Source organism: Streptomyces sp. NPDC093510, assembly GCF_040683555.1.
In the GTDB taxonomy this organism is placed as follows: Bacteria; Actinomycetota; Actinomycetes; order Streptomycetales; family Streptomycetaceae; genus Streptomyces.
Window position 1 is genome coordinate 1 of sequence record NZ_JBFBEE010000040.1, and the last position, 14,724, is coordinate 14,724.

The window sequence follows — 14,724 nt, forward strand, 5'->3', positions numbered from 1 at the left end:
GCACCGCGCCCCGCACCGCGGCCAGCCCCTCGCGCGCCGCGTCGGCCGTCTCGCGCGGGACGGCGTCCAAGGCGTCCGCGTCGGCCAGCTGCCCGCGGTAGACGGCCGTGCCGACACTGCCGAGGACGGCGACACCGAGCGCCGAGCCGAGTTCGGCCCCGGTCTCGGACACCGAGGCCGCGGCCCCCGCGCGCTCGGCCGGCGCCGACCCCACGATCATGTTCGTGCCGAGCACCATCAGCGGCCCGAAGCCGAGCGTGACCACCGTGCTGCCGACGACGAGCGGCACGAGCCCCGACGACGCGTCGACGCGTGAGATCAGGGCGAAGCCCAGGCCGGCGACGAGCAGTCCGCCCGCGATGACCCGGGCCGGCCGCACGCGGCGCGCGATCCTCGGGGCGAGGCCGAGACCGACGAACGTCCCCGCGACGAACGGAATCATCCACAGCCCGGCGCGGACCGGCGAGAGCCCTTCGACCAATTGCAGGTACTGCGTGAAGAACAGGGTCAGGGCATGCAGCGTGATCATGCCGAGCAGGAACACGACGAGCGCACCGCTGAACGCGCGCTCCGCGAAGAGCCGCAGGTCGAGCAGTGGATCGGCGAGACGCCGCTGACGCAGCACGAAGATCCGGCCGACGACGAGCCCGAGGGCGACGAGAGCGAGCGGAAGCGGCTCGGCGCCGTCCCGCGCCACCTCCTTGAGGCCGTGGACCACCGGCAGGATCGCGGCCAGCGCCAGCACCACGCTGAGCGGATCGAGGCGCCCGGGCGAGGAGTTGCGGTGCTCGGGCAGCAGCGCGGGCGCGCAGACCAGGAGCAACGCCATCACGGGTACGCCGAGCAGGAAGACGGAACCCCACCAGAACCGCTCCAGCATCAGGCCGCCCACGACGGGCCCGATGACGGCCCCCACCGAGAAGGCCATCATCCACAGCCCGAACGCACCGGCCCGCTGCGCGGGCTGCCGGAACATGGTGCTGATCAGCGACATCGTCGAGGGCAGCACCGCCGCGCCCGCGACGCCGAGCAACGCCCGGGCGGCGATCAGCAGTTCGGCACTGGGAGCGAACGCGGCGAGCACGGAGGCCGCACTGAACGCGGCGGCACCGATCATCAGCAGGCGGCGCCGCCCGATGCGGTCGCCGAGCGTGCCCATGGTGACGAGGAAGCCCGCGAGCATGAAGGGATACATGTCGGCGATCCACAGCGACTGCGTGCTGTCGGCGTGGAGATCGGCGCCGAGGGTGGGCAGCGCCATGTAGAGGACGGTGACGTCCATGGAGAGCAGGAGGGCGGGAAACGCGAGGACGGCGAGACCGGTCCATTCGCGGGGGCCTGCGGGCGGTGGGGAGTCCGGCGCGGGGGCGGGTCCGGATGCGGCTGGGACGGCTGAAGAAGTGGACATGTGCTCAGGCTGGGCGGCGGGGGTTGCGGAAAGCTTCCGGGAAGGTTCCGGCGGGTTCCGGGGGTGCGCGGGGAGGGGAGAGGCGGGGCGGCAGGGGGAGGGGCGGAGGTAGGGGGAGGGGCGGAGACTGCGGAGGGATCAATTCCGGCCGGGCTGGTCTACGTTGGGTCCCATGCGCTTCGCGATACTCGGCCCCCTGGAGGTGTGGACGGCCGACGGCAGCCGGGTCCCCGTGCCCGAGGCGAAGGTGCGCGCGCTCCTCGCCGACCTGCTGATCCGCGAAGGCCGCCCCGCCCCGGCCGACCGGCTCGTCGACGACCTCTGGGGCCAGGACCCACCGGCACGCCCCACCGAAGCCCTGCGGAGCAAGCTCTCCCGGCTGCGCCGCGTCCTGGAGGACGCGGAACCGGGGGCCCGCGCGCTGATCACGCACCAGCCCGCGGGGTACGCCCTCCTCGCCGCGCCCGACGCGGTCGACGCGCACCGTTTCCGCGTGCTGGCGGACAGGGCGCGCGCGAGCGAAGACCCGGGGACACGTGCGGAGTTGCTGGACGAGGCGCTGGCGCTCTGGCGGGGTCCGGCGTACGCGGACGTGGCGGACGAGGCGTTCGCCGAGGCGGCGATCGCCCGCCTGGAGGAAGAGCGGCTGACGGCCCTGGAGGACCGGGCGGAGGCCCGTGCGGAGGTCCGGGCGGAGGTCCGGGTCCTGCCGGGTGACGACCGCCGACCGGCGGGCGAGATAGCCGAGTTGGCGGACCTGGTGGCACGTCACCCGCTCCGTGAACGCCTCCGCGCCGCGCACCTGCGCGCGCTCTACCGCGCGGGCCGCCAGAGCGAGGCGCTCGCCGCGTACCGCGATCTGAGCGACCTGCTCCGGACGGAACTGGGCGTGGACCCGAGCCCGGCCCTGGCCGCCCTGCACACGGCGATCCTGAACCAGGACCCCGCTCTGACCCCGGCCTCACCGGCCCCGACACCCCCACCGGCCCAGCCGGGGCGCCGTAGCGGCAACCTCCCCACGCCCCTCACCGACCTCATCGGCCGCGCCGACGCCGTGGAGGAGGCGCGGACCCACCTCAAGGACGGCCGGCTGCTCACGCTCACGGGCCCCGGCGGCGTCGGCAAGACGCGGCTGGCTCTTGAGATCGCCGCGCGCCTCGGCGAGGAGTACGAGGAGTACGAGGAGTACGAGGGCGTCCACCTGGTCGAGTTGTCCGCACGGGGACAGTCGCAGGCCGGGATCGCCGAGCTGGTGGCAGCGACCCTGGACGTCCGCGACGACGTCATGACCGCCGCACCGCAGAGAGACCAGGCAACCGCCTCGGGCCTCCTACCCCGGATCATCGCGGCGCTCCGCACCCGCCGCGTCCTGCTCGTACTCGACAACTGCGAGCACGTGGTCGAAGAAGCCGCGGAGATCGTGCGGTCCCTGCTGACGGCGGCCCCGGACCTGCGGGTCCTGGCGACGAGCCGCGAACCGCTGGCCGTACCGGGCGAGATCCTCCAGGCGGTGCCCCCACTCCAACTGCCCTCACCCGAGGCCACGTCGTCGCCGGAAGAGCTCCAGGCGTCCAGCGCGGTCAGACTGTTCCTCGCCCGGGCCGCCGCGGCTGCCCCCGGCTTCGCACTCGACGCGGACAACGCCGCCCCGGTCGCGGCGATCTGCCGGCGCCTGGACGGCCTGCCCCTCGCCCTCGAACTCGCCGCAACCCGCGTCCGCGGCCTCGGCGTCCACGAACTGGCGGCCCGCCTCGACGACCGCTTCCGCGTCCTCACCGCGGGCCACCGCGGCGCCCCGCCCCGCCAGCAGACACTCCGCGCCATGATCGACTGGAGCTGGGCCCTGCTCACGGAACGCGAACGTGTCGTCCTGCGCCGCCTGGCGGTCCACGCGGACGGCTGCACGCTGCGGGCGGCGGAGGCGGTGTGCGCGGACGCCCCCACGGTCCGCGTCCCGGCCGCCGACGTCCGCGACTCGGCCGCCGACACCCGCATCCCGGCCGCCGACGTCCCCGACCTGATCGCCCGCCTCGTCGACCGGTCCCTGGTGGCCACCGTCGACACGGCGGACGGCATCCGCTACCGCCTGCTCGAATCGGTGGCCGCGTACAGCATGGAGCACCTGCACGACTCGGGTGAGGACACTCTCGTACGGGAGCGTCACCGCGGTTACTACACCGAGCTCGCCGAAGCGGCCGACCGCGACCTGCGGGGCCCCGCCCAACGGCGCGCCCTGCGCCTCCTGGACGCCGAGTCCGCCAACGTACGCGCCGCGATCCATGACGCGGCCCGGCACGGGGAGGCCCACCGCGCGCTGCGCCTCGTCAACGCGACGACCTGGTTCTGCTACCTGCGCGGACGCCTGGGCGGAGCGCGCCGCTCCCTCGACGCGGCCCTGGCCGCGGCGGGCGAGGCACCGCCGGCCGCACGCGCCGAGGCGCAGGCATGGCGGCACGCGGTCGGCACGCTGACGCGCACGGCGGAGGAAACGACACCGGACGGAACCGGAACTGCCACCGCAGCCGCAGCCGCAGCCGGGGCTGGAGCCGCAACCACAGCCGGAGCCGCAGCCGCAACCACAGCCGGAGCTGGACCCGCAGCCACGGCGCCCCCCGCCCGAACGGCCCCCGCGTACCACCTCATAGAGGACCCCGTGCGTCGTGCGCGGGTCCGCTGGTTCCAGGCCGCCGCGCTGCAAGGTTGCGGCGACCTCTCCGCGGGCGAGGACCTGATCACCGCCGCCCTCGCGGAGCTCCGCGGTCTCGGCGACCGCTGGGGCACCGCCGCCGCGCTCAGCACCCGCGCCCGGCAGGCGGCCACCCTCAGCGACCTGGCGACGCTCGCCGACGCGGGCGCGCAGAGCCTGCACCTCTTCCGCGAACTGGGCGACGGCTGGGGCCAGTCGCAGGCCATGGCCCTGCTCGCCCTCCACGCCGAGGTCACCGGCGACCACGAAGGCGCGGCCGCGCTGCACGGCGACGCGCTGCGCATCGTCGAGGACCTCCACCTCTGGATCGACGCCTCGCACGGCCTGTCGGGGCTCGGCCGTGTCGCCCTGCTCACCGGCGAGTTCGACCGCGCCGAGGCCCTGCACGAACGGGCCCGCCGCCTCGCCGTCGAACAGTCAGACACCGTCGGTGAGTACTTCGCCGACCTGGGACTCGGCCGCACGGCCCGCCGCCGAGGGGCACTCGCCGAGGCGGAGGCACGCCTTCGCCCCTGGCTCGACTGGACACGAGCCATGGACTGGGGCCCGAAGACGGCCGCGCTCCTCACCGAACTCGGCTTCCTGGCCGAACAGCGGGGCGACGCGGACGAGGCCCTGAGCCTGCACCGCGAGGGCTACGCGACCGCACGCGCCACCGACAACCCCGGCCTGATCGCGCTGGCCCTCGAAGGCATGGCGGGCGCCCACACCCGCGCGGGCCGCCCGGCCCAGGCGGCCCACCTGCTCGCGGCCGCGGCCCACCTCCGCGGCACGACGTCCACCACGGTCCCCGCCACGGAACGGGCAGACGTAACGCGCATAGAGACGACGACACATGAGGCCCTGAACGCCACATCCCCAGTCACCCACCGACCGAACGAGGCCCCGCAGCGATGATCGTGATAGCGCACCTGAGCGACACCCACATAGACACGCGCGAAGAGGACGACGGCCGCAGTATCGCCCGCACCAGGGCGGTCATGACGTACCTGAACCGCCTTCCGTACGACCTGGACGCCATCATCGCCACCGGCGACATCGCCGACCACGCGACCCCGGCCGAGTACGAGGCGGCCCGCAAGCTCCTCGCCACCCGGCACCCACTGCTGACCTGCCCCGGCAACCACGACGAGCGCCCCGCGTTCCGCGAACACTTCCTGGGCGAGCCCGCGAGCCGGGCACCCATCAACAGCGCACACATCACGGACCGCTTCACGCTGGCCCTGTGCGACACGTCGGTGCCCGGCGAGGACCACGGCCGCCTGGCGGACGAAACCCTGACGTGGTTGTCCGCCCTCCTCGCCGACACCCCGGCCGCCCACCCCGTCCTGATCGGCTTCCACCACCCGCCGGTCCCTCTGAACACCCCTTACGTGGACGACATCCGCCAGCACGACGAGCACCGCTTGGCCGCCCTGACGTCACGCCACCCGAACATCACGGCCTTCCTCGCCGGGCACGCGCACACCCCCGCGGCCACCACCTTCGCGGACCGCCCCCTCCTGGTGGCCCCGGGCGTGGTTTCCACCCTCCGCCTTCCCTGGGAACCCCAGTCCCACCCGACCCACCACGTCCACCACGACCTGCCACCGGCAGTCGCGTTCCACATCCTCGACGCCACGAACCGCCTGACGACGCACTACCGGCCCGTGATGTGAGGTCATCGCGACAGGGCGGAGAGGCTGAGGAGAAGGTGCGCAGACTCGGGGTGGTGGAAGTCTGAGTGCGCGCCGGTCAGGGAGAGCCGACGCGTCCGCCCGCCGCGGTAGCGCCACCCCGCATCGACGTTGACGATGCGATGGTCGAGTACGTCCGGTGCGTACGGCTCGTCGACCGCCAGCAGAGGGGTGGAGTACTGCGGCACGGGCGCGGTGCCCACCCCGGAGTGACCGATGCCGGGAGCCGCCTCCGCCCTCAGATGCCAGAAGCCGGTGGCGCGGTCCCAGCGGGAGTGGGTCAGGGTGAGTGGTCCGCGTAGAGGAGCGGCGGCCATGCCGTCGTGCGGGAACAGCGCGGGGAACATCTCGTCGAAACTGTTGCGCGGCGCGGCCATCTGGAAAACGAGAGCGCTGTCTACCGTGAACGGCCGCAGCGAGTCCGCAGCGGTGCTCCAACCGAGCACCCGCGGCCCGCGGAATGGGTCGGCGGCCCACTGCACCGCCTCGCAGAGGAACCGGCCGCCGAAAGAGTGCCCGATCAGGTGCAGATACTGCCCATAGCGATTGGCCAGCACCCTCGGGTCGGCGGGATTGGCCCGTTCTGTGTCCAGATAGCCGAGCAGATGACCGAGGACGTGCGGAGCGTGTCCGGTGCCGGGCGCACTCATCGCGTGGGCGCGGTCGCGGATGCGGCGGTAGCCGGCCAGGGTCGGCAGGCTGGAGGACGGCCAGCAGACGACAACACACCAGGGCCGGTATACGCCGGACAACCCCGGGTACAGCTCGGGTCTCGCGGCGGCCAGTTCCCTGGCGCGTCGCAGCAGTCGGCTCGCGCTGCGGACGGCGCTGCCCGGCTCGGTCTGCCAGCCATGCACGTAGACGTAGAGGTCGGTCGCCCGGTCGGGGATGCGTAGCAGACGGGCGAGGTGTTCGGAGAGTCGGTCAGGACGGACAGGGATGCGCGAGCCGGGCGCGCACAGCCGTCCCTTCTCGTCCAGGTTGACGACGCTCATGGGCGCGGGGGCGCTTTCGCAGGTCGTTGCGCGCGGCGAGCGTCGCTTCGAGGACGTCACAGAGCCGTCTCCAGCCTGCTGTCGATGCCGCAGTACAGCGAGTAGGCCAGTGCCAGCGGATTGTGGAAGTCGTCGGTGTATTCGCGGGCGAGCGCCATCGCGATCTCACCGGCCGTGCTGTCGCCGCCGAGGTAGCGGTCCAGGAAGGCGAGGGCGTATTCGGAGGCGAAGAGCTGGGGTATCTCGATCTGTGGTCCGAGGACTCCGTCCGCCCCGAGGTTCACCAGCACCCCGCCGAGGTGTTTGAGTCCCGGGCCCGGCGCCGTCTGCCCGGTGTGGCAGGCGTTGAGCAGGACGAAGGGGTGGAAGAGCGCGTCGGCGGACCCGCGGTGCCGGCGGCGCATGCGCAGTACCAGATCGCCGTCTATGGGTCGTTCGTCGGAGAGCCGGACCGCCAGGTGAGGGTGGGGCGAACCGTTGTCGACGAAGGCGCCGTGGCACCAGAAGTACATGACGTCGTCGGTCAGCAGGGGAGCGGCGAGATCGTCGAGCAGGGTCTCGGACTCGGTGCGTACGGTGAGTTGCGAACGCTCCTCCAGCAGCTTGCGGACATCGGCGGCCCGTCCCACGTTGTCGAGCGTGGAGTCGGTGTTGAGGCTGGTCGCGGGGAGGTGCCGGTCGATGGCGGAGGCCGGGGCTGCCGCCGGGTAGGCCGATGCGCCGGTCTGTTCGACCTGGTGGCGGTATCCGAGAAAGCCGTGGCGCGGATCGGCGCCGCCGGACAGTTCCACGGCGAGCATCGGCCAGGGCAGGTGCAGGTCCGAGTCGAAGGTGATGCGCAGCCCTTCCTCGCTGGCGAGGACGTTCATGAGGAAGGCCCGGAAAGAGGAGATTTGCTCGCCTGCTCCCGCGAGCAGTTCCTCCAGGAGGTGCTGTCCTTCGTCGGCGAGATCGTCCGTCAGCCGCTGTGAGGGCTTGGCATGAGCGGATAGGTCCACCGTGTCACTGAAGGGGTGAGCACCCAGCGGCATCCCATCCGCGTCGCACAGTTGGTGGCGTACCAGCCGGTCGCGCCAGACCGTGCGCAGCCGGGCCGCCTTCTGCAGAATGTCGTCGGCCGTGACGGTGAGGTAGGCGTGTGCTGTTCCGTTCTTCGGAGTGCGCCGGCCGGGGATGATGGCGGATATGTGCAGCAGTTTGTCGTGCTGACGGAGCATTACCACCAGGTCGAGGGGTTCCTTCGTACGGGCCGGGCTCTCCGGACGACGCTGACGCGGCGGAAGCGCAGTGAAGTCGAGCGAGGGATTCTGGATGACGTCCGCCACGAGCTCTTTGGACACCTGCTCAGTTCCTCCTGGGACCGGGGGCCTCACTGACAAGGGATGGAGCGCCGGGCGAGACATCGACGCTGGTCTCCAGGTCCTGGAGCACGACGCCGACATCGTGGTCGTACACGGTGAATCGCAGACGGTGCGCACCCGGTTCCGGCGCCATGAATGCGAAGACGACGGGTTCTTCTCCGGCGACGTACTCCGCGAGGGGCGGCTCGACCGTGGCGGCCGAGCGGGCCGCGGCGACGAGGAGGAGTGGGGGTAGTTCCGGGGTGGAGGGCGCAGGGTGCTCCCCGGGCTGCTCGAACTGGCCCGACTGCCCGGACTGCTCGATGCGAACCTCAATGCGCACGGTCTCTCCCGCCCGCACCTCGTCGTCGAGGAGCCGGAGCCGCAGTTTCCAGGAGGGTAGCAGCGTGGCTAGGCGCCGGCGGAGGTCCACGGCCCGGGGATGGTCGGGGCCGAGCAGCCGCTCCACGTCGGCGAGGAGGCCGGCCCCCGCGGCTGAAGCACCCGACACGTCACCCGCTGCGGCGCGCGCGAAGACCGCTCCGGTCAGGCTGTCCAAGGTGCCGGGGTGTGCCCCGCCGAGGGTCTGTTCCCGCCCTGAGGCGACCGCTTCGAACAGTGCCGTGGCGCGTTCGTGGTTGCCTGCGGCGCCATATGCCTGGGCGAGGGCGTCGATGGCGGTGGGGTGGCTGAGGTCCTGCATACGCTTCGAGTACGTCGCCACAGTCGGCAGGGCGCCCTGGCCTTGCTGGTGGGCGGCTGCGACTCCGCCCGAAGTGCCCGGGTGACCGCGGCCCAGAATCCGGGACCGGTCGGCGATGACTGCCTCGAAGAGAGCGATCGCCCGCCGACTGTCGCAGGCCCGCAGCCAGGCGTAGGCCAGACGCTCGCGACAGGCGAGGGTCTGTGCGTGGTCGGCGCCGAACACCCGGGTGTAGTCGGCCAGGATCGCCTCGCACAGGGGGACCACATGTTCGGGGGAACGAACCGGTATCGAGGCGAGCGCGAGAGAGCTCCGGGTGGACAAAGTGTCACCGTGATCCGGGCCCAGCACGCGAGTCCGGTCGGCGACGAGCTCCCGGTAGAGCTGTACTGCACGGGAGTGGTCGTCCGCATCGCGATAGGCGTAGGCCAGGTTGGCGCGGCTGGCCAGGGTCACGGGATGATCGGCGCCTTGGAGACGGGTGTGGTCGGAGACCAGCGCTTCCATCTCCTGTAGCGCCGACGTGTGGCGACCGACCAACTGCCATGCGTGCGCCAGTCCGTTGCGGCAGGACAATGCGTCGATGTGGTCCGTTCCTCGCACGCGCTTAAGATCCGCGAGTGCCGTCTCGTACTCGAGAATGGCCCGCGATAGATATCCGGCTTGCTTACAGCACCAGGCAAGCCACCGCCTGGTGTTATGGCTGTCCGGATGATCGGGGCCGAGCACCCTTGCACGGTCCGTGACCAAGGCCTCGTACTGAGCGACCGCTGAGTCATGGGCACCGGCATAGTTGTGGATGTCGGCGAGGTTCTGGCGCCTGCCGAGGGTGATGGGGTGGTCCGCACCGTGCGCCCGAATGCTGTCGGCGACGAGCTCTTCATAGAGCTGCACGGCACGGGTGTGGTCGCCCGCGCCCTGGCAGGCGACGGCCAGGTTGGACCGGCTGGTTAGAGTGTCGCGGTGGTCGTAGCCCTGGATGCGGGTGCGGTCGGCGACCAGCGTTTCCATGTCCCGCAGCGCCGTGGTGTGCTGGCCGGCCATTTGCCGTGCATATCCGAGGTTGTTGCGGCAGGCCAGGGTGTCGAGGTGGTCCGGTCCGCAGACGCGTAGGTAGTCACCGAGCAACTGCTCGTACAGGGCGATCGCACGCCGGTGGTCCCCGGCTGCTCGGACGGCCTCGGCCAGGTCGCTGCGCGTGCCCAGCACGTCCGGATGTTCCTGACCGTGGATTTCGGTGCGGTCGGCGACGAGCCGTTCGTAGAGGGACACAGCGAGGTTGTGGTCCCCTGCGCGCGAACAGACGAAGGCGGTGTTGGACCGGCTGATCAGCGTATTCGTGTGGGTCGGGCCCTGAATCCGGGTGCGGTCCGCGACGAGTGCGTCGTATTCCCGCCGAGCGTTGTGGTACCGCTTTTCGGCCAGCCAGGCACTCCCCAGAAGCTCCCGAGTGAGGAGTGTGCTCCAGTGATCCGGACCGTGTACGCGGTGCTGGTCGTCCCGTAGCTCTTCGTACAGCTGCACACCGCGGGCGTACTGCCGTGCCACGCAACAGGTATTGGCCAGCGCCCGGCGTCGGTCGAAGGTGGCGGGGTGGTCTGGGCCGTGCACGCGGGTGGTGTCGGCGATGAGCTCTTCGCAGAGGCGGATGGCACGGGTGAGGTCGCCCGCGTCGCGGCAGGCGTAGGCCAGGTTGGACCGGCTGGTTAAAGTGTCGCGGTGGTCGTAGCCCTGGATGCGGGTGCGGTCGGCGACCAGCGTTTCCATGTCCCGCAGCGCCGTGGTGTGCTGGCCGGCCATTTGCCGTGCATATCCGAGGTTGTTGCGGCAGGCCAGGGTGTCGAGGTGGTCCGGTCCGCAGACGCGTAGGTAGTCACCGAGCAACTGCTCGTACAGGGCGATCGCACGCCGGTGGTCCCCGGCTGCTCGGACGGCCTCGGCCAGGTCGCTGCGCGTGCCCAGCACGTCAAGGTGGTCAGCGCCCAGCACGGCGGTGCGCTCCGCGAGCACCTCTCCGAGCAGGTCGGCCGCCCGGCGGTGGTCGCCCTCGACCTCCCAGGCGAGGGCGAGCGAGTAGATGGTCGCGAGGACATCCGGGTGGCGCGGCCCCTGGACGCGGGTCCGGTCCTGGACGAGTTCCTCGTACAGCTCGATGGCTCGGTGGTGTGCTCCTGCGTGGCGGCAGGTTAGGGCCAGCCAGGACCGGACGTTCAGTACACCGAGATGGTCGGGACCATGAAGGCGGACGTAGTCCGCGAGCAGTTCCTCGAAACCGCGCACGGCCTCTGCTGGATTGCCCACGAGATCGTGGGCGTACGCGAGACTGATACGGGCGTTCAGCGTGTCGGGATGGTCCGGCCCCTGTACGCGGGTGCGGTCCTCGACGAGGGAGGCGAACTCCGCCAGGGCAACGGCGAACTGCTGCGCCAGCCGTCGGGTGGTCGCCAGCTGCTCGCGACTGGCGAGTGTGTCGGGATGCCAGGGGCCCAGCAATTCGATGGAGTCCGTGACAACGGGCTCGCACCAGGCGAGCGCCTGCGCGTGGTCGCCTGCGGCACGGTAGGCGTAGGCCACATTGTCACGAGCCTCGAGCGTGGCAGGGTGCCGGGGGCCCCGGGTCCGAGTGTGCCGCGACACCGAGGCCTGGAAGAGCCGGATGGCACGAGCATGTTCGCCAGCCGCCGAACAAGCGAAGGCGAGGCCGTTCCGGCAGTTCAGGGTCGCAGGATGGGACGGACCTTGGACGCGGACCCGGTCAGCCAGCACGGACTCGTAGAGGCTGATGGCGCGCCGGTGGTCGCCCATGGCCCGGCAAGCCGCCGCCAAGTCCTCGCGGGCGTCGAACGTCGCGGGGTGGTCGGCGCCCTGGACCCGTGAGCGGTCCGTGACGAGGCTGCTCAGATCCCGTACGGATGTGGCCGGGTCACCGGCCTTTTGGTGTGCGTACGCGAGATCGGCCCGGCTGTCGAAGGTGTTGGGGTGGTCGCTTCCCTGGAGCCGTGTGCGGTCCTCCACGATAGCCGCGAAGCCGTCGACGGCTGCGCGGTGATTCCGGGCCACCCGCTGGGCGTGTGCCAGCCATCCGCGGCTGGTCAGCGTGTCCGGGTGATCGGCTCCCAGAACCCGGGTGCGGTCCGTGATCGCCGCCTCGTACAGCGCTATGGCGCGCGGATAGTCGCCCGCGGTGCGACAAGCGTAGGCAAGGCTGTTGCGGCTGGTGAGGGTCGACGGATCATCGGCGCCGAAGAGCCGCGTCCGGTCGTCGACGACGGCCTGGTACTCCTGCACCGCAGCCTGGTGGGCACCAGCCATCTGGTGCGCGTAGGCGAGACCATCGCGGCTGTCGAGTGTGTCCCGGTGCTCCGGGCCGAGAGCACGGGCTCGGTCCGCCCCGACCGCCGCGAACTCCTGGACCGCGGTCCGATGCTCGCCCGCCTTGCGCAGCGCGTGCGCGTACGTGTGGCGACTGGCCAGCGTGGTGGGGTGGTCGGGACCGAACACGCGGGCGCGGTCGGCGACCAGGTCGCGGCACAACGCGACGGCCCGGTGCGGGTCACCGTCCCTGCTCTGCGCGTCGGCGAGGTCGTCGCGACTGTCGAGGGTGTCCGGGTGGTCATTCCCGTGGAGCAGACTGCGACCGTCGACCACGGCCTCCAGCAGGGGAATGGCAAGCACCTTCTGGTCGCGCTCGACCAGTTCCTGCGCCGCCCGCTCGTACAGCTTTACTGTGGCTTCGTCGGGCTGCACGCCGACGGGACGGGTGGCGGCCAACGCCTGGATGTGGGGCAGCAGTTCCTGCCAGCGAGTCTGCACCTCCCGCTCGGCGCGCGGGCCGTCGGGCAGGGCGCGGGCCATGACCGCCTCGGCCCACGCACGGACCGCCTGCGGAGAGGAACCGTCTGTCAGGGCAGGGGTGCGGAGCACGGTCTGCACGAGTCGGTGCACTGTGACCGTCTGCTCGGTGAGCGTGATCATGTTGTAGTCGGCGAGTAACCGCAGGGCGGCGTCGACGTCGAGGGTCGTACCGGCTCCTGGGCAGTCCTCGGAGGGCGTCGTCCGCACGTCGGCAAAGGCGGCGAGCGCATCGCGGGGCATCGCCTCGGGGGCGTACCAGGCCAGGGTGCGCAGCAGGGTGGCCGCCGACGGGTCGGTCTGGTCGACGGCACGCAGCGTGGCCCGCCAGATGCGGGCGATCGTACGGGTGGCGTCGCCGGTCGCTGCAGTGGTGTCGAGGACCGTGGCGGGGTTTTCCCTCAAAAGGCCGCGGTAGACGGCGAAGGGCGTGCTGGTCTGTCGCAGATAGGCGCCGGCCTGTGCCAGCGCCAGCGGTAAGTGTCCGAGCTCGCGTGCGAGTTCGACGGCCTGTCGCCGCTCCTCCTGGGTCGGTTCCCGGTGTGTTGGGTGGGGCAGCGCAAGGCCGCACAGCAGAGCAACCGACGACTCGGAAGCCAGCACATCGAGGGACAACGGCTGTGCGCTGGTATGCCAGCCGTCGGCGCGGCGGCTGGTGACGAGTTGGTGCCCGTGGCCGTGTAGTCGACCGAGGTAAGGGTTCAGGTCGGCGGGCGCCTCGGCGTTGTCGAAGATGAGGAGCCAGCCGCTGTGTGCCTGCAGCCACAGCAGCGCCCACTCCGTCTGCTGCTTCGGCAGGGCGGTCAGTGCCCAGCTCGGGTGGAGGAATACAGCGAGGTCGGCGAGGGCTGCGTCCACCTGTTCGCGACTGTCGGCAACAATCCACCAAATTACGCTGTACTCGTGACGATGCGTCAGCGCGTAGCGCAGCGCGAGCGCGGTCTTTCCGACACCGCCCAGTCCGTGCAGGGCCTGCGGCTGGGTGATGACGCCTTCCCCCGCACCGAGCGCCTGCCGAATGCTCCTGAGGTCGTCCGACCGGCCGACGAACACTTCGGTCGCACTCTGCGGCAGATTGTCCATGCCGGCCGGCGGTGCGATCGAGAGGGCGGCGGCCACGGCATGGGGAGGAACGCCGGCGCGCTCTTCGGTGTGCGGGTTACCGCTGACGTCGGTGGGCGAGTGCGTACGCCGCAGCTCGAGGGCGTCCGACTCGGAGTGTTTAGTGGCCTCCGGGCGGTGCAGTCGCTCTGCCGCAATCACCTCGGCCTCCCGCCCGTCCTCACGTGGGGGCCCCGGGGCCCCAACTTCCCTGTTCAGAATGGTAGTTCAGGCAGCGGCACCTGTCATGGGGATGGCAGGGCGCCGCGGCTTCACTTGAACTCAGCCGTCCAGCCGTCGTTGCTGTCGACCGGTGGGGTGAGGTGCATCTCGCCCTCGGTGCTGCGATGGGCGCCGGTGCCCCCAGTGACAACGTCCGTGACAAGACGTGCCTGAGGAGGAGAGTCGGAATCGGCTCCCGCCCCCGGCCGTCTCCCGGCCCCTGTGTTATCGCATCCAACCCGCATCCCATGCACAACCCTTGCGGGAGACGGTGGTTCGAGTCTGGGCAGTGGCCGGGGGCTCGCCTTCAACTCTACGGCGTGTACCTACGTAGAGGAGCCAAACTAACAACCGGCCATTCGGCACCCGTAATTCGCCAACGCTTTTCCGGTGGCCAGTTCGAGAAGCGAGATTCATATGACGGTGACTGAAACGCGAATAGGGGTATGCCTGCCCTTGGCGGCAGGCTTTGGGAGTACTGCCCTCCTGCGCTACATGGTCCTCCAATTGGCAGCCCGCCAGGGTGCGTCCAGCCCTGAGGACTGCGCCGACGGACTCGATGTAATCGTCGACAGTGGGGGTGTGAGGAGGTCGTTTTTGTACTCGACGGTGAGGGTGTCCGTGCCCTCGGGGAACAACAGGTCGGCCGCGTTATCACCCGCGCTTTCCGCGATGGCCCTGGTGGCGTCGGCGTGGAAGTACCCGTCCTGCTGGTGACTT

At 71.0% G+C, this 14,724-nt stretch carries 6 protein-coding genes; 2 read left to right on the top strand and 4 right to left on the bottom strand.

The annotated features are described in order from the left end of the window. A partial coding sequence (locus AB0N81_RS39010; RefSeq protein ID WP_365367145.1) for an MFS transporter occupies positions 1–1,408 on the bottom strand: 1,408 nt, incomplete at its 3' end. A gap of 172 nt (positions 1,409–1,580) precedes the next feature. Between AB0N81_RS39010 and AB0N81_RS39015 the strand changes: the two genes are divergently transcribed. Together AB0N81_RS39015 and AB0N81_RS39020 are read left to right on the top strand one after the other, a co-directional pair. Continuing rightward, positions 1,581–5,012 (top strand): BTAD domain-containing putative transcriptional regulator, encoded by a 3,432-nt coding sequence (locus AB0N81_RS39015; RefSeq protein ID WP_365367147.1) that lies wholly within the window; start codon positions 1,581–1,583, stop codon positions 5,010–5,012. After that, positions 5,009–5,773, top strand: a complete 765-nt coding sequence (locus AB0N81_RS39020; RefSeq protein WP_365367149.1) for a metallophosphoesterase — start codon at positions 5,009–5,011, stop codon at positions 5,771–5,773. The genes AB0N81_RS39015 and AB0N81_RS39020 overlap by 4 nt, the downstream gene beginning before the upstream one ends. 2 nt (positions 5,774–5,775) lie before the next feature. Here the strand turns inward: AB0N81_RS39020 and AB0N81_RS39025 are convergent, their stop codons facing one another. The 3 genes from AB0N81_RS39025 to fxsT are packed head-to-tail and all read right to left on the bottom strand — an operon-like array spanning position 5,776 to position 13,944. Further along, entirely contained in the window at positions 5,776–6,786 is a 1,011-nt protein-coding gene (locus tag AB0N81_RS39025; protein WP_365367151.1) for a hypothetical protein, read from the bottom strand. Between the two features lie 56 nt (positions 6,787–6,842). Next, positions 6,843–8,126, bottom strand: a complete 1,284-nt coding sequence (locus tag AB0N81_RS39030) for a CHAT domain-containing protein (RefSeq protein ID WP_365367153.1) — start codon at positions 8,124–8,126, stop codon at positions 6,843–6,845. A gap of 4 nt (positions 8,127–8,130) precedes the next feature. Beyond that, on the bottom strand, positions 8,131–13,944 hold the full coding sequence (fxsT, locus tag AB0N81_RS39035) for an FxSxx-COOH system tetratricopeptide repeat protein (protein ID WP_365367155.1): 5,814 nt from the start codon (positions 13,942–13,944) through the stop codon (positions 8,131–8,133). Positions 13,945–14,724 lie beyond the last annotated feature (780 nt).